Source organism: Actinobacillus suis ATCC 33415, assembly GCF_000739435.1.
Classification (GTDB): Bacteria; Pseudomonadota; Gammaproteobacteria; order Enterobacterales; family Pasteurellaceae; genus Actinobacillus; species Actinobacillus suis.
On sequence record NZ_CP009159.1, the window covers coordinates 2,481,391 to 2,501,598 of the forward strand.

The 20,208-nt window shown below is 41.0% G+C and carries 12 protein-coding genes; 1 reads left to right on the top strand and 11 read right to left on the bottom strand.

The window, feature by feature from the left end; genetic code table 11:
• The first annotated feature begins 271 nt into the window (after positions 1-271).
• Positions 272-10,384 carry a YadA-like family protein gene (locus ASU1_RS11575; RefSeq protein ID WP_039195665.1) on the top strand — a complete coding sequence of 3,371 codons (10,113 nt, stop codon included), beginning with the start codon at positions 272-274 and terminating at the stop codon, positions 10,382-10,384.
• 158 nt (positions 10,385-10,542) lie between these two features.
• Here ASU1_RS11575 and lolE read toward each other — a convergent pair whose 3' ends face one another.
• From lolE to prfA, 11 genes are all read right to left on the bottom strand, one after another.
• A complete protein-coding gene (lolE, locus tag ASU1_RS11580) occupies positions 10,543-11,793 on the bottom strand; it encodes a lipoprotein-releasing ABC transporter permease subunit LolE (RefSeq protein WP_015674530.1) in 1,251 nt (416 codons plus the stop codon).
• Positions 11,793-12,473 (bottom strand): lipoprotein-releasing ABC transporter ATP-binding protein LolD, encoded by a 681-nt coding sequence (gene lolD / locus ASU1_RS11585; RefSeq protein WP_015674531.1) that lies wholly within the window; start codon positions 12,471-12,473, stop codon positions 11,793-11,795. Before lolD ends, lolE begins: the two co-directional genes overlap by 1 nt.
• A 207-nt stretch (positions 12,474-12,680) precedes the next feature.
• Positions 12,681-13,853: a lipoprotein-releasing ABC transporter permease subunit gene (locus ASU1_RS11590; RefSeq protein WP_015674532.1), complete on the bottom strand. Its 1,173-nt coding sequence runs from the start codon at positions 13,851-13,853 to the stop codon at positions 12,681-12,683.
• Positions 13,854-13,981: 128 nt separating this feature from the next.
• Positions 13,982-14,932, bottom strand: a complete 951-nt coding sequence (locus ASU1_RS11595) for a 2-hydroxyacid dehydrogenase (RefSeq protein ID WP_015674533.1) — start codon at positions 14,930-14,932, stop codon at positions 13,982-13,984.
• 54 nt (positions 14,933-14,986) lie between these two features.
• A complete protein-coding gene (gene kdsA, locus ASU1_RS11600; protein WP_039195667.1) occupies positions 14,987-15,841 on the bottom strand; it encodes a 3-deoxy-8-phosphooctulonate synthase in 855 nt (284 codons plus the stop codon).
• A 10-nt stretch (positions 15,842-15,851) separates the two neighbouring features.
• A complete protein-coding gene (locus ASU1_RS11605; RefSeq protein ID WP_015674535.1) occupies positions 15,852-16,439 on the bottom strand; it encodes a Fic/DOC family protein in 588 nt (195 codons plus the stop codon).
• Positions 16,408-16,596: an antitoxin VbhA family protein gene (locus tag ASU1_RS11610; protein WP_015674536.1), complete on the bottom strand. Its 189-nt coding sequence runs from the start codon at positions 16,594-16,596 to the stop codon at positions 16,408-16,410. The genes ASU1_RS11605 and ASU1_RS11610 overlap by 32 nt, the downstream gene beginning before the upstream one ends.
• A 10-nt stretch (positions 16,597-16,606) precedes the next feature.
• On the bottom strand, positions 16,607-17,473 hold the full coding sequence (locus ASU1_RS11615; RefSeq protein WP_015674537.1) for a SirB1 family protein: 867 nt from the start codon (positions 17,471-17,473) through the stop codon (positions 16,607-16,609).
• Positions 17,473-18,345 (bottom strand): peptide chain release factor N(5)-glutamine methyltransferase, encoded by an 873-nt coding sequence (prmC, locus tag ASU1_RS11620; RefSeq protein WP_015674538.1) that lies wholly within the window; start codon positions 18,343-18,345, stop codon positions 17,473-17,475. Before prmC ends, ASU1_RS11615 begins: the two co-directional genes overlap by 1 nt.
• 55 nt (positions 18,346-18,400) lie before the next feature.
• Entirely contained in the window at positions 18,401-18,931 is a 531-nt protein-coding gene (locus ASU1_RS11625; RefSeq protein ID WP_015674539.1) for a hypothetical protein, read from the bottom strand.
• 61 nt (positions 18,932-18,992) lie between these two features.
• Complete coding sequence (prfA, locus tag ASU1_RS11630) at positions 18,993-20,075, bottom strand: peptide chain release factor 1 (protein ID WP_015674540.1); 1,083 nt, start codon at positions 20,073-20,075, stop codon at positions 18,993-18,995.
• Positions 20,076-20,208 lie beyond the last annotated feature (133 nt).

The following is a 20,208-nucleotide window of genomic DNA, read 5'->3' on the forward strand; positions in this document are numbered from 1 at the left end:
TTCAATAACGTATTAATTTTTATTGGGTTTTTTCTTCTTTTTACCCGCCTTCCAATAAGGCGGGTATATCATACTGATTGTAAATTTATATACAATCTTTCTCCTTTCGTATAAAAGCGTAAGTTCACTAGTGAACAATGTTCATTTTCTTTATTATATACAAGTGATTGGACCAAGCTTTTGTTGGTCTTTTTTATTTTTAGTTACAGAGTTAGTTAATGATTTTTACTCTGTACCCCATATTTCTATGTAGTAAGGGATAATTTACCTCATGAATAAAATTTTTAAAGTCATCTGGAATCATGCGACTCAATCTTTTGTAGTTGTATCTGAGTTAACGAAAGCAAAAGGAATGTCTGCTTCTGTTACCGATGAAAGAGGCTCACCTACAGCTTCAATTTTAAATTTAGGTACAGTGGCTTTTGGGGCTGTAGTATTAGGCGGGACTTTAGTTGCCCATGATGCACATGCTGTTTATTCTGCTGGGGAGGGACAAGCTACTGGTCAAAATGCGATTGCTATTGGTATTGGTAGTACTTATTATTCTAGTTATATAGCTGAGGCTTCTGGTGCGTCATCTATTGCAATTGGTGAGGGAGCGAAAGCTCAACATATTAATTCAACTTCCATTGGTCAAGGCTCAAAAGCAGTAGCTTGTGGTTCAATGGCATTGGGTCTAAGTTCCTTAGCTAATGGTAGTGATTCTATTGCTATAGGTTCATATGCTAATGCTGTTCTAGATCAAGCTGTTGCTATTGGTAGTGGAACCTTAGCTGCGTGTCAGTCAACAGCAGTAGGTAATAATGTGAAGGCTGTTGGCTCATCTTCTGTTGCTATTGGTGGTGACGATTTAGATGAAACCTCTAAACTTAATTTAGATGGTTCGTTTAGTAGTACTATCAATGGCGGGAGTGTTAATGCTGAGTTTAAGAAAATCTCTGGTCGTGATCTTGTTGATTTAAGTCAACCATATGTAAATACTTGGGGAGATACTCGATACAGAACTCAGTATGTAGCAACTAACTCATCAGGTTCTGCATCGGTTGCTATCGGTGTACAAGCGGTTTCTTCCGGACACTTAAGTACCGCAATTGGTACGGGAGCAAGAACAGCTGGTCTAGCAGCAACCGCATTAGGGGTTACGGCAAAAGCTTCCGGAGACGGTTCATTTGCCGGGGGTCCAAATGCTGAAGCGTTAGGTGTTCAGTCAATAGCATTTGGTGCGGACTCAACCGCAGATGGTGAAGATGCAACCGCAGTTGGTGGTAAAGCAAGAGCTACCGGAGACTATGCGAATGCATTAGGTACTACGGCAAATGCGAGTGCAAACTTTTCCACTGCTGTTGGTTATAATTCGGTTGCTACAGGTAAATCTTCTAACGCATTAGGTACGGAATCTCTTGCTGTGCAGGCTTATTCAAATGCGATTGGTTATGATGCTCAAGCAAGAGGATTATCATCGACCGCTGTAGGTAAAGATGCGATTGCTTATGGTGCCGGTGATTTGGCGATTGGTAAAGGGGCGCATGCAAGTAGCACAAATTTAATGAATGCTGCAGAAAATAACTTACCTAAGATTTCAGATGTACAAAATGAGACTTTTGGCCCTGCGACGTCTATTGGTGCTTTTGCGAATGCGACAGGTAGAAATACGATTGCATTCGGTAATAATGCCTTTGTATTTAATACAAATAAGGATCTACTAGGCGCTATTGCTATTGGTGGTAATACGGTCGCATCTGAAAATTACGCTATTTCCTTGGGCTATAAATCATCGGTGGATAAGGCTGATGCTATTGCTATTGGGCGTAATGCCTCTGCAACAATAGAAGACGCTATCGCTTTGGGAGCTGAGGCGACAACTTCTGCTGCTGTGCCAACCAATTCAGCAAATGTGAATGGATTAACTTATTCTGGCTTTGAAGGAAGTCAGCCGACTTCAGTAGTATCGGTAGGATCTGTTACCCAAAAACGCCAGATCCAGAATGTCGCTGCCGGCCAAATTTCTGCAACTTCAACAGATGCTATCAATGGTTCTCAATTATATGCGACGCAACAAGTTTTAAGTAATACAGCTAATACGGTTAAAACAATTTTAGGCGGTAATTCACAACTAGCTAATACCGGACGTATTACAATGTCAGATATTGGTAATACTGGGAAAACAACCGTTCATGATGCAATTGCAGCAGTAAAAGAAAATGTAGCAGCAGGTAAAAATACACAAGTAACACAAGTTTCCGCACCAAATGGTTCAACAACTTATACCGTAGATGCTTGGAATACAACTGTAACTAATGGTTCTAAAGAAGTCAGTGTTACATCAAAAACAGATAATACTAATAAGGTTTTAGCTTATACGGTAGACCTTTCTACGTCCGCAAAAAATAATATTACGACCGCAAATGCAACTGCTAATACAGCTAATGCGACAGCGAATACTGCAAATACAACTGCTAACACAGCTAATGCAACAGCTAATACAGCGAATACAACGGCTAATACAGCTAATGCAACAGCTAATACAGCGAATACAACGGCTAATACAGCTAATACAACAGCGAATACAGCGAATACAACGGCTAACACAGCTAATGCAACAGCGAATACTGCCAATACAACTGCTAACAAAGCTAATACAACCGCTAATACTGCATTGGAAGAAGTGAAAAAAGGCTGGAATATTACAACGAAGGCGAATGGCGGTAGTGTAACAGGTAACTCTACAGAACAAGTGAGCATGGGCGAGTTAGTCACATTTGAAGCGGGAAGTAATATTAATTTAACGCAAAAAGGTGCAAATATTACGATTGCAACCAGCGACAAGCCAACCTTTAACACAGTAACCACGCAGAATTTTAATGTACAAAATGGTGGAACGGTTGATATGGGAGGCAATGTTGTCTCTAACGTGGGTACAGCTCAGAAGGGTACGGATGCGGTTAACTACGATCTACTAAATAAAACAGTTAAAGCGGCAAGTAGTTCAGTTGTTGCGGGAACTAATGCAAATGTTCAGAGTAAAGCAAGTGCAGATGGTACGGTTTATACAGTAAATGCATACAACACAACAGTAAGTAATGCGACAGATACAGTAACAGTGACGCCTACTTTCAATGCGCAAACCAATACGACTAACTATGCAATTGATTTATCTGCACAAACAAAGCAGAACATTACAACTGCAAATACCACAGCACACAATGCCAATGCGACAGCGAATGCGGCGAATGCGACGGTAAATAAAGGCTGGAACATTACGACAGCGAAGAGCGGCACAGGTAATGTAGTAAATAATACTGATGCAAATGTCAAAATGGGCGATAAGGTCATTATTACCGCAGGTGATAATGTCAATATCTCTCAAAATGGCAAAAATATTACGATTGCAACTAGCAATAAGCCAACGTTTAGCAATGTCACGACGAAGGACTTAAATGTTCAAGCGGGCGGTACGGTTAATATGGGTGGCAATGCAATTACGAATGTTGCAAACGGCACGAAACCGACAGATGCCGTTAACTTACAACAGTTAAATGCTTCAAAAGTCGCGGTGTTAGCAGGGTTAAATACTGGCGTAACAAGCAAACCGAATGCGACAACCGGTGGTACAGATTATGTCGTGAATAGTTGGAATACTACGGCACAAGCGGCGGCAAATGGTAATGTTACGGTAACAAGTAAAGTTGATAGTGCGAAAAATACAATTGATTACACAATTGATTTAACAAAAGAAACTAAAGATACAATTACCAATGCAAACGTAACGGCACATAATGCAAATACCACGGCAAATTTAGCGAATACAACCGCAAATACGGCTAATGCAACAGTAAATAAAGGCTGGAATTTAACCGCTAATAACGATACGAATAAAGCCAATATTCAAATGGGCGATACGGTGGATTTCTCACAAGGAGATAACATCGTTGTGACTCGAGAGGGTAAAAGTATCAAGATTGCAACGTCGTTAACACCGACCTTTACCGATATGACAACGACCAATCTTTCAGTGAAGAATGGTGGAAATGTCGATATGGGTGGAAATAAGGTACAGAATGTTGCAAATGGTACGAATGCAAATGATGCAGTAAATTTACAACAATTAAATGCAAGCCGTACTTTTGTTGAGGCTGGAACACATGCCAATGTTACTTCGGCAGTTGGAACAGATGGTTCAACGACTTATACCGTAAATGCGTGGAATACCACAGCTAAAGGTTCAAGTGATATTAAAGTCACTAATGTAACGGACGCTACGGGTAGAACGATCGATTACACGATCGATTTATCAGACAGTGCGAAGAACAATATCACCACTGCAAATAATACGGCGAATGCAGCGAATGCGACGGTAAATAAAGGCTGGAACATTACCACAGCGAAAACAGGGACAGGTAATGCTGAGAATATCAGTGATACGAATGTTCAAATGGGTGGTAAGGTTATTATTACTGCAGGCGATAACGTAAATGTTTCACAAAACGGCAGCAATATTACCATTGCAACAAGCAAAACTCCGACGTTTACCAGTGTGACGGCAGGTAATACGCAAATTACAAATGAAGGCTTAACTATTCAGAATGGCCCAAGCATTACCAATAATGGTGTAAATGCAGGTAATAAAGCGATTACAAATGTTGCAAATGGTACAAATGCGAATGATGCGGTTAATTTACAACAATTAAATGCTTCAAAAGTAGCGGTGTTAGCGGGTTTAAATACGGCAGTTACTGCGACCGCAAACATGACAACAGGCGGAACGGATTATAAAGTTGATGCTTGGAATACTACAGCACAAGGTGCAACGGATATTAGCGTAACAGAAACGGTAGATGTGAATACGAAAGCAATTAAGTATTCAATCGATCTTTCACAGTCAGCGAAAAGTAATATCACTACTGCAAATACCACAGCACACAATGCTAATGCGACAGCAAATACGGCAAATGCAACAGTAAATAAAGGCTGGAATTTGACCGCTAATAAAGCTGATGCCAATAAAGCAAATATCCAAATGGGTGATACGGTAGATTTCTCGCAAGGAGATAATATTGTTATTACTCAAGACGGTAAAGGTATTAAGATTGCTACTTCGTTAACACCGACATTTACAGATGTTACTGTAGGTGATGATACTAAACTGACCAATGATGGTTTAACTATTAAAAATGGTCCAAGTATTACGAATAAAGGTATTGATGCGGCGAGTAAACCTATTACTAATGTTGCAAAAGGTGTAAACGGTACGGATGCGGTAAATCTGGATCAATTAAACGAAGTTAAAGCAGCGACAACGACTACAGTAACTTCAAAAGACAACTCGATCTCAGTAACTGAGTCGTTAACTAACGGTCGAGAATATGATCTCTCAATTGCTAAATCAGATTTAGTGACTAACCTAGATGGCACAACTGCGAATAAAAATGCAGGTAATACTTTTGTAACGGGTGATAACCTTGTAAATGTATTGAACAATACAAGCTTCAACGTAACCTCAGGTAGCGTGGATAGCGGTAAGGTAACGGGGACTAAGGCCGAGCAAGTAAAAGCTGGCGAGACTGTAACATTTAAAGCAGGGAATAACCTTGTTTTAGCGCAAGACGGTCAAAACTTTACTTACTCATTATCGAATACTTTAGATTTAACAGATAAAGGTTCGATCAAGTTAGGTAATACGACTCTCGCAGATAACAATGTGAGCGTAGGTAATGTATCTGTTACGGATAAAGGCATTAATGCAGCGAATACAACAATCAGCAATGTAAAAGACGGCAAAGTTGAGGCAGGCAGTAAAGAAGCGGTAAATGGCGGTCAGTTATTTAACGCAACGACTAACTTAACCAATGCGGGCTTAAACTTTGTGGGTAACAACGTAAGCGGTGTAATTCACAAAAACTTAAGTGATACATTAGCGATTGTTGGTGAGTTAGATAATACCGCCGCAGCAAGTGCGAAGAATGTTCGCGTTGATACAGAAAACGGCAAATTAGTAATTAAGCTAAGTGAAAACCCAACGTTTACTACGGTAACCACAGGTAACACAATCTTAGATGACAAAGGCTTAACTATTAAAAATGGTCCAAGTATTACCAATAACGGCATTGATGCAGGCAACAAGCAGATTACTAATGTTGCTAAAGCTGTAAACGGTACCGATGCGGTTAACTTAGATCAGTTAAATACAACGGTAAAAGCGGCAAGCAGTTCAGTTATTGCTGGGAGTAATGCTAATGTGACAAGTAAAACGGATGCGAACGGCACGGTATATACAGTCAATGCATTTAATACTACGGCGAGTGCGGGTTCAGATGCAGTAACTGTGAATGGTACTTTTGATCCGGCTACGAATAGCACAAATTATGCTGTAGATTTATCTGAGAAAATGAAGAAAACGATCGCAGATACTTCAACAACAGTGAATAAAGGTTGGAACATTACCACCTCTAAATCTGCTGGCGAAGCGAAGGATATCAGTGTATCAAACGTGAAAATGGGGGATACGGTAACTATTGATGCAGGTAAAAACATCAATATCACGCAGAATGGTGCAACAATTTCAATTGCAACTAGCGATAAACCGACATTTACGACGGCAACTGTTGGTAATACAAGCTTAAACGGCGATGATATTAAGTTAGGTAATACGACAATTAATGGTAATGGCTTAACCATTAATAACGGCCCAAGTATTACTAACGAAGGTATTGATGCGGCAAATAAACCGATTACGAACGTAGCAAACGGTGTAAACGGTACAGATGCGGTAAATCTTAACCAGTTAAATGAAACGAAAGCCGCGCTCATAACAACAGTGACATCGGATGATAAGTCAATTACGGTTAAAGAGAATTTAACGAACGGTCGTATTTACGATATCTCTGTAGCACAAGCGGAAGTGGTAACTAACCCGAATGGCACGACTGCAAATAATAAAGCAGGCAATACGTTTGTAACGGGTGATAACCTTGTAAACGTGCTGAACAATACAAGCTTTAATGTGACCTCAGGTAGCGTAGATAGCGGTAAGGTAAGTGGTACAACGGCTGAACAAGTTAAAGCAGGTGAAACGGTGACGTTTAAAGCCGGCAATAATCTTGTTTTAGCACAAGACGGTCAAAACTTTACTTACTCGTTATCGAATACTTTAGACTTAACGGATAAAGGTTCGATTAAGTTAGGCAATACCACAATCACAGATAATAACGTAACTGTAGGTGGCGTATCTGTTACAGATAAAGGCATTAACGCTGCGAATAATACGATTAGCAACGTAAAAGATGGCGAAGTATCGGCAACCAGCAAAGATGCAGTAAATGGTAGTCAGTTGTATACGACAAACCAAAACGTAACGAATGTGACGAATACTGTAAATAAAGGCTGGAATATTACGACTTCAGCATCCAACGGTTCGGCAGAAGGTACCAGCTTAACGAATGTGAAGATGGGCGATACGGTAACGATTGATGCAGGTAAAAACATCAATATCACACAAACGGCAGGTAAGATCTCGATTGCAACCAGCGATAACCCAACCTTCAGTAATGTGACGGTGGGTGATACGAAGATCAATAATGATGGTGTAACCATTAATAATGGCCCTAGTGTGACGAAAAATGGTATTGATGCAGCGAATACTACTATCAGCAATGTAAAAGACGGCAAAGTTGAGGCAGGTAGCAAAGAAGCGGTAAATGGCGGCCAGTTATTTAACGCAACGACTAACTTAACTAATGCGGGTTTAAACTTTGTGGGTAACAACGCAAGCGGTGTAATTCACAAAAACTTAACTGATACATTATCGATTGTGGGCGAGTTAGCAACAGATGCAGCAGCAAGTGCGAAGAACGTTCGTGTCGATACAGAGAACGACAAATTAGTGATTAAGATTAGTGAAAACCCAACATTTACCACGGTAACCACGGGCAACACAACTTTAAATGACAAAGGCTTAACCATTAAAGACGGCCCAAGTATTACCAATAACGGCATTGACGCAGGTAATAAACAAATTACGAACGTTGCAGAAGGTAAAAAAGGAACGGATGCGGTTAACTTAGATCAGCTAAATAGAACGACAGCGGCTGCGAAAACCGAATTAGCGAACAGCAATACCACAACGGTTACACGTGAGAAAGGTGCCGATGGTCAAGATATTTACAAGGTGGAAGTAAATAAAGGTGACGTCACAGTAAATAACGATGGCACAGTGTCAACACCGGATTCAAGTGATTCATTTGCTACGGTAACGGATGTGGTAAATGCCCTCAACAACGTATCTTGGACAATCCAAGGCAACGGTGTTGACGAAGATAAAGTGACAGCGGGTAACCAAGTTAACTTTGTGAATGGTGCAGGTACAACCGCAGAGGTAAGTTCTGATGGTACGAAAACGGATGTTACATTCAACGTAAACAAATCAGGCTTAACTGTGAATAACGGTAAAGTAACGGCAAATCAGTCAGGTGATGCATTTGCGACCGCAGAAGATGTAGCAAAAGCAATTACAGACTCTGAGCTAACTTCAACAGTAGTATCAGGTAATAGCAACCTTGTTGTCACCAATACGACAACCGGCAATAACACCGAGTTTAAAGTTACATTATCAAACAATCTCACCCTAACGGATAAAGGTAGCGTGAAGATTGGTAACACAACGCTAAACAACGATGGTTTAACTGTAGGTAATACTTCAGTGACAGCGGATGGCGTGAAAGTGGGTAATGTAACCATTAACAATGACGGAATTGATGCCGGCGGTAATAAGATTACCAATGTTGCAAACGGTACGAATGCAACCGATGCAGTAAACGTATCACAATTAGATGCGAAAACAGCAGCGGCGAAAACCGAGTTAGCAAACGGTAATACCACGACCGTTACACCAAAAACAGGTGATAATGGCCAAACCATTTACACGGTTGAGGTAAACAAAGCGCCAGTGACTATCAATAGTACAACGGGTGTAGCGGAAACTTCAGCAGCAGGAGATAAAGCGAATAATAGCTTTGCAACTGTAGGTGATGTGGTAAATGCTCTCAACAACGTATCTTGGACAATCCAAGGCAACGGTGCTGATAAAGATAAAGTGACAGCGGGTAACCAAGTTAACTTTGTGAATGGTAATGGCACAACTGCACAAGTGACTGCAAATGGTGCTGGCACACAAACTAACGTGACATTTAACGTAAATACCACAACGGCTACGATTACTGACGGTAAAGCAAAAGTAGCAAATGGTGATGCGTACTTAAATGCAACAACAGTGGCTGATCTTGTGAATAACACGAGTTGGTCGATTGATGCAGGTACTGTAGCCGGTTCAAACGGTAGAAGTGATTATGTTGCGAATAGCAATAGTTCAATTTCTGCCGGTGAGCAAGTTAATTACCAAGCCGGTCAAAATATTGTCATTGGCGGTGAAGGTAAGAATGTGGTTATTGCTACGAATCCGAATGCAAGTTTTGATTCAGTAGCGGTGAAAAATCAAGTGACTGTCGGTGATACTACGATCAATAACGAAGGCGTGAGCATTAATCGTGGTCCAAGTATGACGAAATCAGGTATCGATGCCGCAGGTACGAAGATTGCTAATTTACAAGACGGTTTAGTTTCTGCCGATAGTACGGAAGCTGTAAACGGTAGCCAGTTATATACAACTAACCAAAATGTTACGAATTTAACGAATGAAGTAGCGAAAGGTTGGAATATTGAAGCATTAACGGTTGAAGGTTCTACAGGTTCGGTGACTACGACGGGTAAATCGAATGTTGCGATGGGTAATACTGTTGCGGTAAGAGCAGGTAACAATATTAATCTTGCGAAGAAAGGTAATGAAATTGCAATTGCGACTTCAGATAAGCCAACCTTTAATACGGTATCAACCAATAACGTTGTTCTGAAAGATGACAATGGTAAGGACGTGGCAAATATCAATGCTGTAACTGGTGAAGATGGTGTAAGTGAAGTATCTATTGCAGGTAATAACGTTACTCAGGCGGACGGCTCAGTAAGTAATGCTAGTCGTATTACCAATGTTGCGGCAGGTAAGAAAGATAACGATGCTGTAAACGTAGCGCAATTAAAAGGTGCGGTGAACAACATCAACAATAGTATCAATGCAGTGAATAACAAAGTTGATAAGGTTGATCGAAACTTACGTGCAGGTATTGCAGGTGCAATGGCAGCGGGTAACTTATACCATGTAACTATCCCTGGTAAGTCTATGGTAGCTGCCGGTGTGGGTACTTACAAAGGTCAAAGTGCGGTAGCGGTAGGTTATTCACGTTTATCGGATAACGGTAAGATTGGTGTGAAATTCTCTGTAAACACTAATACACGTGGTGACTCCGGTGCAGCGGCAAGTGTAGGTTATCAGTGGTAATCACTAACTTGTAGCAAGCAATAATAAAAACCTCAGTTCGAAAGAACTGAGGTTTTTTTATGAGGAAAATGTGCAAAAAATCAGTGAAATTTGACCGCTTGTCAGGTCATCGGAAAACAAAAAAGCACGAGCTAAACTCGTGCTTTGTCATATCAAAGTTAATGACCGCTTAATACTTTTGCCGGTTCTAATTTTGCCGCTCGGGTTGCCGGATAGAGGCTGGCGAATAGACTTAACACAATGGTTGCAATTAGCACATAAGCGACATCTTGCCAGTGTAGTTCGCTTGGTAGGAAATCTACGAAGTAAACGCCGTCTGATAGCAGCTTGATACTGAAAAATCCTTCGATTGCTTTAATTATTGCGGTTAAATTTAGCGATAGTATCACACCGAGTATAATCCCAGCTAACGCCCCTTTCATACCGGACAATAAACCGTACCATAGAAAAATACGTTTGATAAAACTATTATTGGCACCAAGTGTGCGCATAATCGCAATATCGCCTTGCTTATCTTTTACTGCCATAATCAGCGTAGAAATAATATTAAAACACGCCACGCCGATCACTAATACCATTGCGATATACATCACGGTACGAACCAACTGAATATCGTTATACATATAGCCGAATTTTTCAATCCAAGTGTTGAGATACAGCGGTTGATTAAAGTTAGCAAGTTCCGGCATTTGCAGTTCTTGTACTTTAAACGGCTCTTTTAATGCCAACTCAATGCCCGAATATTCATTCGGTTGATATTCCAATAACTCTTGGGCTTTTTCAATTGGTAATAACGCATAGCTATGGTCGAGTTGCCCCTCCAGTTTCAGTACGCCAGTTACCGGTAAGCTGAAACGTAACGGTTGAGCCAATTTGCCGTCCTCGGTCGGTTGCGGTAATAACAGCGTGACTTCATCACCTGCGGCGACTTCCAAATCTTTAGCAATACCGGCACCAAGAATCAAGCCACCTTGTTGATGGAACGCTTGCCATTGCTCACGCGGAATATAATGGCTAAGCGAACTGACTTTATCTTGCTTAACCGGATCAACGCCTCGAACTTGGGCGATTTTCAATTGCGTACCGTTTTCGATCAAGCCGGTAAAGCTAACGAAAGGCGAAACCGCAGTCACATTTGGGTTACTTTTTGCGAGATTTTCCAGTTTTTTACCCGCTTGTATCGGGGCGTTTTCATTACCATGATAGGAATACAGTTCAGCGTGCGGAACAACGGAAAGCACACGCTGATTTAGTTCTCGCTCGAAGCCATTCATCGCACTTAAGCCGATAATTAATACTGCCACACCAAGTGCAATGCCGACACTGGAAAACAGCGAGATTAAGGAGACCAACCGATTTTTTTGTTTGCCTCGCTGATAACGCCAGCTAATAAAAAAGGGGGTATTCATTAATCTGCCTCGCTTAATACACCATCTCGCATCACAAAGCGGCGAGCTAATTTATTTGCTAGATTTAAGTCGTGAGTGACCAACAAAAAGGCGATATTTTGTTCGGCATTCAGTTGTTTGATCAGCTCAAAAATACTTTCGGTGGTTTTTTGGTCGAGGTTACCGGTCGGTTCATCGGCTAACACGAGCGCCGGATTATTGACTAACGCACGGGCAATCGCCACACGTTGGCGTTCGCCACCGGAAAGCGCTGAAGGACGATGGCTAATTCGGTGCGATAATCCGACCGCTTGTAGCATTTTTTCGGCACGATTGCGTGCTTCGCTTTTATTTTGATTACCGATTAGCATTGGCATCATCACGTTTTCAAGCGCAGTAAAATCCGCCATTAAGTGATGGAATTGGTAAACGAAACCGAGATGTTGGTTACGCAGTTGTGCCAGTTTATTGGCAGTTAATTTTTGTAGCGATTGTTGTTTGATCCAAACTTCGCCCGAACTCGGTTGATCCAAACCGCCAAGCGTATGTAATAGGGTGCTTTTGCCTGAACCGGATGAGCCGACAATCGCGACTAATTCACCGCTATTCATCGAAAATGAAACGTCTTTGAGGACTTGCACCTTTTGGTTGCCCTCATCATAAAATTTGCTGATATTTTCACAGCGTAGTAATTCGATCATATTGTTTTTATCTTCATTTAAGTGGAAATATTTAGAACCACGGAACACACTCAATACACAGAAATTTTTTCCGTACTATCCTAGTATTCCGTAGTTAATAGTATTTATATCCCAATTCGAGGTTTCTCCTGTAAACCACAGAACACACGGAATACTCAGAAATCATTGAATTTTTTTCCGTGTTATCTGTGTATTCCGTGGTTGAAATTATTCATATCTCAATGCTTGAGCCGGTTCGATTTTTGCTGCACGGTATGCCGGATAAAGGGTACAAACCAATGACAACACAATCGAAGTCACGATAATGGTTGCTACCTGCATTGGCGAAATCAGTGTCGGTAGATGAATATTCGGATTGAGTAATGCCACAATCTCATCCAAATTGAGCGTGATAATCGTACCGATAATGCCACCCAAAATCGAACCGATTACGCCGACAATCGCACCTTGGAAAATAAAAATTTGTGTCACTTGTCGTTTAGTTAAACCTTGGGTTTGTAAGATGGCGATTTCACCTTGTTTATCTACCACCATCAGACTGAGTGAGGTCACGATATTGGAAATAGCAACGATAATGATCAGGCTGATCAATAAACCCATCATATTTTTTTCCATACGAACCGCTTGGAAAAATTCACCTTTTTGTTCTCGCCAATCGCTGATTTGGTAGTTATTTGCAGCGAAATGTTGGCTAAGATCGGTAACTTGGAATGGATCTTGCAAATATAACCGCATACCTTGCACTTGGTCTTCAGTTATCCGCAGTAAACGACCAACATCGGCAAGATTGGCGAAAAGAGTATATTCGCTCGCTTCATTGTTAGTATGGTAAATACCGACCACGTTAAATAAACGCTGCACCGGCACACGCCCCATCGGCGTATATTGACTGTTTTCGGTAATCATCAAACGGATTTTTTCACCCGTACTAATATTTAACTTGTTAGCAAGACGTGAACCGATCAATACGTTAAATTCACCTTGAGGTAAGAGCGTTTTAACAGCTTCGCCAATCAACATTGGATCGTCGCTTTCATTCTCAACACCGAGTAACTGACCGGCGTTGATCCCTTGCCGGCTTTGGATAATCACATTCGCCTTATTAATCGCCACACTTTTACTGGCAAATGCCGGTAAGCTAAGCGATTGATTTTTATCGAAATGTCCTTCTTGTGGCAACACAATGGCGTGCGGCAGTGTTGAAAGCAAATTACGCTTTTGCATATTCTCCAAGCCATTCATTACCGACAGCACGATCACTAATGCCATTACGCCAAGCACGATCCCAAAACTTGCCAAGTTGGTCACTAAGCGCCCAAACCGGTCGGCACTTTTAGAACGCCAATAGCGAAAGGCGATAAAAAGAGTTGTTAAATTCATAGTTTATATTGTTAGCCATTTATACCTAATACTCAAAAAGCAAGCGGTCAAATTTACCGAATTTTTGCAAATTTTCGCTAATTTTAAACCGCTTGTATCTTTTAGGAATCAGGCTATTTCGTGGAATATTATTTTCCGTTGAGTACAAATTCTTCCATATTCTGCGTCACTTTATTCACTAAAGTGGTAACCGCAGAATCGCTTGCCCACGCAACGTGCGGGGTAATTAATAAGTTCGGTAAACGTTTTGCCGCCTGCATTAACGGATTGTCTTTTTCCGGCGGTTCTTTGACTAATACGTCCAGCGCCGCACCTGCAATCTTGCCCTGTTCTAAAGCCGCTAATAATGCTGCTTCATCCACTAATGGGCCTCTGCCGGTATTGATTAAATAAGCGGTCGGTTTCATTAATGCTAAGGTTTCGGCGTTAATCAAATTTTGAGTTGAATCGGTGAGCGGGCAATGTAATGAAATAATATCCGCTTGTTTAAATACTTCTTCAAAAGCGGTATAACCTTCACGAATTTCGCTTGCACCTTTGTGTTCTGCAAAAATGACTTTCATTCCGACCGCTTGTGCTAAGCGAGCCACTTCCGAACCGGTGTTGCCTTTACCGAAAATAGCTAAGGTTGAGCCGCGAATATCGGTTACCGGATGATCGACATAGCAGAATTGTCCGCAAGTCGCCCAACGATCCGAGGTAATTTGATCACGATGATAACCGATTAAGCTGTGTTTTAACGCAAAAATCATGCCTAAAACGTGTTCTGGCACGGTTGTGGTGGAATAGCCGGTGACGTTTTTAACCACAATACCTAACTCTTTTGCTGCGACTAAATCAACGTTATTAGTACCTGTGGCGGTAATCGAAATTAATTTCAGTTTCGGTAATTGAGCCAGTAACTCTCTGCCAAGTAATACTTTGCTGGTAACGATAATATCCGCATCTTTCGCGCGCTCAAAGGTTTGCGAAGCATCGGTACTGTCGTATTCCGTCCAAGTATGAGGAAATGACGGGCGAGGGATTTCGTGGGTAGGTACACCAGTTTTATCTAAAAAAACGATATTAAGTGCAGTCATAGGACGCTCCTTAAATTTTTACCACGGAAAGTGAACTTCCCGTGGTAATAGGAATTAGTTTGACGTATCAATTTCTTCGAATGATTTCACTAAATCATCGATCGCTTTCATTTGGCTGACGAACGCTTCCAATTTTGATAATGGTAAAGCAGACGGGCCGTCACATTTCGCACTGTTCGGATCCGGATGCGCTTCAAGGAATAAACCGGCTAAACCGATCGCCATACCACTACGAGCTAATTCGGTTACTTGATCACGGCGACCGCCGGATGCCGCACCGAACGGGTCACGGCATTGTAATGAGTGGGTTACGTCAAAAATGACCGGACAGCCTTTCGATACTTTTTTCATAATGTTAAAGCCGAGCATATCCACCACTAAATTATCGTAACCGAAGTTGGTACCACGGTCGCAAAGGATCACGTTTTCGTTACCACATTCCGCAATTTTTTCTACGATATTCCCCATTTGACCAGGGCTTAAGAATTGTGGTTTTTTCACGTTGATTACCGCACCGGTACGTGCCATTGCTTCAACTAAATCCGTTTGACGGGCTAAAAACGCTGGTAACTGGATAATATCCACCACTTCCGCAACCGGTTTGCACTGATAAATTTCGTGTACGTCGGTAATGATATTTACACCGAAGGTATCTTTTAATTCTTGGAAGATTTTTAAACCCTCTTCCATACCCGGTCCACGGTAAGAATGAATTGACGAGCGGTTCGCTTTATCGAAAGAAGCTTTAAATACATAAGGCACACTAAGTTTGTTGGTCACTTCTACATATTGTTCACAGACACGCATTGCCATATCACGGCTTTCTAATACGTTCATACCGCCGAATAAAGTAAACGGCTTGTCATTTGCCACTTCAATATTGCCGACTTTTACGATTTTGTTGTTCATAAGATTTCCTTTATTTATTTGGCTCTAGCCGAGCTAAAATTATTTTCTCTAAAAGCGAATTATCACAATAGAGTGCAGATTTTTCAGAAGCGAGGATCATTTCTTGTTGTGAGACGCCATTAAAATGTAAGCGGTAACCAAATTTTTGTGCAAGTTGAATAATAAATTCACGTTGCACTCGACCATTCCCTTCTCTAAATGGATGTAAAATATTTATTTCGCCTAAATAGTAGGCTAATTTATTTGCTACTTCTAATTTAGATAATAGAAGAAAAGCTTCATTTTGATAACGTTTGTGTAACTTAGCAAATTCAGGTTGAATGCGATGAGGACTAGCAAATACAGTTTTTCCTTTTGTTATTCCAACACCTCTAATTTCTCCAGCCCATTCATAAATATCATTGAATAGCCGACGATGAATTTCCTGTAAGTGTGCAAGATCGAAATTTCCTTCTACAGGCAATAAACGAAGTTTTATAGACTGCAGGGCGACAATGCGGCTTTCTTTTTCTTCTAATTCTTGTTCCGTTTTCGCATTTAATTTATTGAACAAAACACCATTTTTATCAGTGTAACGATCTGATTCCGCATATTTCATAGATACTTTTTTCTACTTCATCAAAGCTAATTTGATTCTCAATCCAAGCATTAAAGAGATTAAGTGTTTGCTGATCAAGATATAATCCTTCTAATAAGTTATTATCTATAGCAGCTTGAACTGCATCTAATCGGAATTTTCGCTCTTGCTCTGTCATAATATAGCCCTTAATGTAATCTACTTTCTTTGCTTTTTTGCTCTAAACCTTTCATTTCGAGTTTAAGCATTACGGCGGAAGGATCTTCCGGACATTGATCGATAAAATAACTGAGATCTTCATATGCCGCTTGATAGCAGTCCATACTTGCTAAAACCATACCACGATCACGAATTTCATACGGATCTTCCGGACTGAATGCAAGGCGGTATTCAATTACGCGTAAGGTTTCTTCGTATTTTTTCTCACGGGTCAGCGCCATTTTAAAGACGGTTTCTACTCGTTCAAGTAATTCATTCGGCTGAGCTTTGCGCAGTAAATCCGGCGATAATTCAACACCATAACCGACTTCGCCTTCAAGCCATTTAATCAAGAGTTCCATCGGTAAGAAACTACCGTCCCAGGGGTTAATAAAACGTACCGTGGTTTTACCTTTTTCATCTTTCATTTCGGCACGTAAGATCAATTGGGTCGGGAAATTTACTGGGTAAAGCGGTAAGTCCAAAGCTGCCGCTAAATATAACACAATTGCGCCAACAGAAACCGGCATACCCTGATGACGACGAATCACTTGGTTAAGCAATAAATTATCGGTATGGAAATAACCTTCATAATCACAGTTAAATTTCCATTCCTGATAGACGAGATCAAGTAATTGTTGAATGCGTTCGGCATCTGATGTGGCATTTACTTGATAACGGGCTTTTTTTACTAGCGCCGACATTAAGCCCAATACTTGCGGCTCACTCAAAGAATTATCAATCAGTAACGTTAGACGAACCATTTCTCGGTATAAATATTTTTGTAGTTCACTACGACTAATTTCTACTTTTGGATCTTCCAGTTCTTTGAGTAATTCTTGAATAATATCGTCCATTATTTTGCCTTTCTTACTGCTTTCGTCAGACGGTCATTGCCGCCGTAATCTTGGAATGAGGCTACTTCATCCCATTGATATTGTTTGAAAATTTGTTGAACCGCTTGAGCCTGTTGCCAACCGTGTTCGAGCATTAATGCGCCGTTATCATATAAGTAAAGCGGTGCGTTTTGGATAATTTTTTGCAAATCACTCAAACCGTCTTCTTCGGCAACCAGTGCAGAAAGAGGTTCAAAACGTACATCGCCGTATTTAAGATTTTCATCTTGTTTATCAATGTAAGGCGGATTGCTAACAATAAGATCAAATTGCTGGTTTTCAAGGGCAGAAAACCAATCGCTTTGTAAAAAGCTCACGTTATTAAAGCCTAAATTTTGGCGATTGGTTTCGGCAAGTGCAACTGCTTCCGCTTTAAAATCCACGCCGAGAATCTGCGCCTTATCACCAAGTTCGGAAGCAAGTGCTAAGGCGATTGCACCGGTACCGGTACCTAAATCTAAAATTTGCAAAGTTTGCTGTGTTTTTAACCGCTTATAAGCCCAGTCTAATGCGATTTCAACCAAGCGTTCCGTATCCGGTCGAGGGATTAACGTATGTGGTGAAACTTTTAACGGCAACGACCAAAATTCTTTTTCACCTAAAATATACGCCATTGGTTCACCTTGTAAGCGGCGAGTAAGCAACGCTTCCAATTGAGATATTTCCGTTTGGCTTAGTTCGGTTTCACCAAAAGCAAAAATTGCAGATTTTGAGCGTTTTGTGACCGCTTGTAACAGTATGTTTGCGTCTGTTTTAGGATGAAGATAGGGATCTTGAGCTAAATTTGCTTGTAACGCATTTACTGCATAAGCGAGCCATTCGGTATAAGTCATTAGAACCTTTTATCGGGTTATCATAGGGCAGAAGGTTCTGCCCTATATGATGGGTTTAGTTTGTTGGGCGTACACAATGACCGGTACGAGCCGTACTTCCCACTTTTTGTTGAATTGTAAATGAATTCTGAGCGAAGTTACTTACTGCTAAATTAATTGGGTTGCTCTTTTTCGTCATCTGTTTGCTCAGAGCATTGTAGTATTGTTTTTCAGAGCTGTTTAACGCTTTATCCATTTTTAATGCTTGCTGAATTTCATCCGTATGGGCACGGTTTACGCTACCTTGAGTAAATTTATACGTTAGGGTGTGGTTAGCGTAGCTCCAGCTTCCTTCACGGTTAATATCGTAGCTGAAAATCGGATTATCATTCGGTAACACCATCTTGCCTAAATAAGTTGCTTTGCCGTCTTGTGTCAATTCAACTTTATTACTTGTTGCAATACTGCCACCATCCATACGACATTCCCATGTGCCAATAAAACTTTGGGTTGTCGCTTCGCGACTTGCTGCTGGTGTGTTATTGGTGGTGTAAGTGGTACAGGCACTTAAGAGCGCAACCGAAGTTGCTAAGAAAATTTTATTCATATTTGCTTTCCAAAAGTAAGGGTAAAAGAGTGAAGGTGGTTAGCCCCACCTTCGATCTAAATTAAGCGTTGTCAGAAAGCGCAGCTAACTGATCCGCTTGGTATTCGGTAATAATTGGTTGAATTAATTCATCAATTTTACCGTTCATCACTTCATCTAAACGGTAAACCGTTAGGTTAATGCGGTGATCTGTTACACGACCTTGTGGGTAGTTATAGGTACGAATCTTATCCGAACGGTCACCCGAACCAAGTAAGTTACGGCGAGTATCCGCTTGTTCTGCCGCTTGGCGTTCTTGTTCTACTTGAACAATACGAGAAGCTAATACTGCAAGTGCTTTTGCCTTGTTTTTGTGTTGTGAACGTTCGTCTTGGCACTCTACTACAATACCGGTCGGAATGTGCGTGATACGTACCGCAGAATCGGTGGTATTAACGTGCTGACCGCCGGCACCTGATGAACGATAAGTATCGATACGTAAATCTGCTGGGTTAATTTCCGGCATTTCAGATTCCGGCAATTCCGGCATTACTGCAACCGTACAAGCAGAGGTGTGGATACGGCCTTGTGATTCGGTTTTCGGTACACGTTGTACACGGTGACCGCCCGATTCGAATTTAAGTTGACCATATACACCTTCACCGCTGATTTTAACGATGATTTCTTTATATCCGCCTTGTTCACTTTCGTTGGCGGACATTTCCTCGATTCTCCAGCGTTTGCTTTCACAGTAACGGCTGTACATACGGTATAAATCGCCGGCGAAAATACCTGCTTCGTCACCGCCCGTACCGGCACGAATCTCTAAGAATGCGTTGTATTCGTCATTCGGATCTTTCGGCAGTAATAGGATTTGTAAATGTTGTTCCAAATTTTCGATTTCGGCTTTATTTTCCGCAATTTCTTCCGCCGCCATATCTTTCATATCCGGATCATCAAGCAGAATTTGTGCTTCTTCGATATCGTTGTTTAATTTTTTCCAACGATTGAAAGTGGTTACCACTTCTTCAAGTTGTGAATATTCTTTTGAATAAGCACGGAATTTGTCTTGATCGTTAATCACGGATGGATCGCCTAATAAGGCTTGTAATTCCTCATGGCGTTCACTTAGGCTTTCTAATTTGTTGATAATAGATTCTTTCATTGCTTTTATTTAGTAAATGATGGACAGAAATAGAGGAAATTATAGCGGAATTTTGGACAAATTGCTTGTATAAAAATCTAGAGTGATTTTTTCTTGAAAATTTACAAGATTTCCACAGGATTTTAAGGTATTA

Excerpts from the sequence above, each read along its gene's own strand:
- ASU1_RS11605 (WP_015674535.1), bottom strand. The coding sequence starts at position 16,439 with ATGAAATATGCGGAATCAGATCGTTACACTGATAAAAATGGTGTTTTG.
- ASU1_RS11590 (WP_015674532.1), bottom strand. The coding sequence starts at position 13,853 with ATGAATTTAACAACTCTTTTTATCGCCTTTCGCTATTGGCGTTCTAAA.
- prmC (WP_015674538.1), bottom strand. The coding sequence starts at position 18,345 with ATGACTTATACCGAATGGCTCGCTTATGCAGTAAATGCGTTACAAGCA.
- ASU1_RS11615 (WP_015674537.1), bottom strand. The coding sequence starts at position 17,473 with ATGGACGATATTATTCAAGAATTACTCAAAGAACTGGAAGATCCAAAA.
- ASU1_RS11625 (WP_015674539.1), bottom strand. The coding sequence starts at position 18,931 with ATGAATAAAATTTTCTTAGCAACTTCGGTTGCGCTCTTAAGTGCCTGT.
- kdsA (WP_039195667.1), bottom strand. The coding sequence starts at position 15,841 with ATGAACAACAAAATCGTAAAAGTCGGCAATATTGAAGTGGCAAATGAC.
- lolD (WP_015674531.1), bottom strand. The coding sequence starts at position 12,473 with ATGATCGAATTACTACGCTGTGAAAATATCAGCAAATTTTATGATGAG.
- prfA (WP_015674540.1), bottom strand. The coding sequence starts at position 20,075 with ATGAAAGAATCTATTATCAACAAATTAGAAAGCCTAAGTGAACGCCAT.
- ASU1_RS11610 (WP_015674536.1), bottom strand. The coding sequence starts at position 16,596 with ATGACAGAGCAAGAGCGAAAATTCCGATTAGATGCAGTTCAAGCTGCT.
- ASU1_RS11575 (WP_039195665.1), top strand. The coding sequence starts at position 272 with ATGAATAAAATTTTTAAAGTCATCTGGAATCATGCGACTCAATCTTTT.
- ASU1_RS11595 (WP_015674533.1), bottom strand. The coding sequence starts at position 14,932 with ATGACTGCACTTAATATCGTTTTTTTAGATAAAACTGGTGTACCTACC.
- lolE (WP_015674530.1), bottom strand. The coding sequence starts at position 11,793 with ATGAATACCCCCTTTTTTATTAGCTGGCGTTATCAGCGAGGCAAACAA.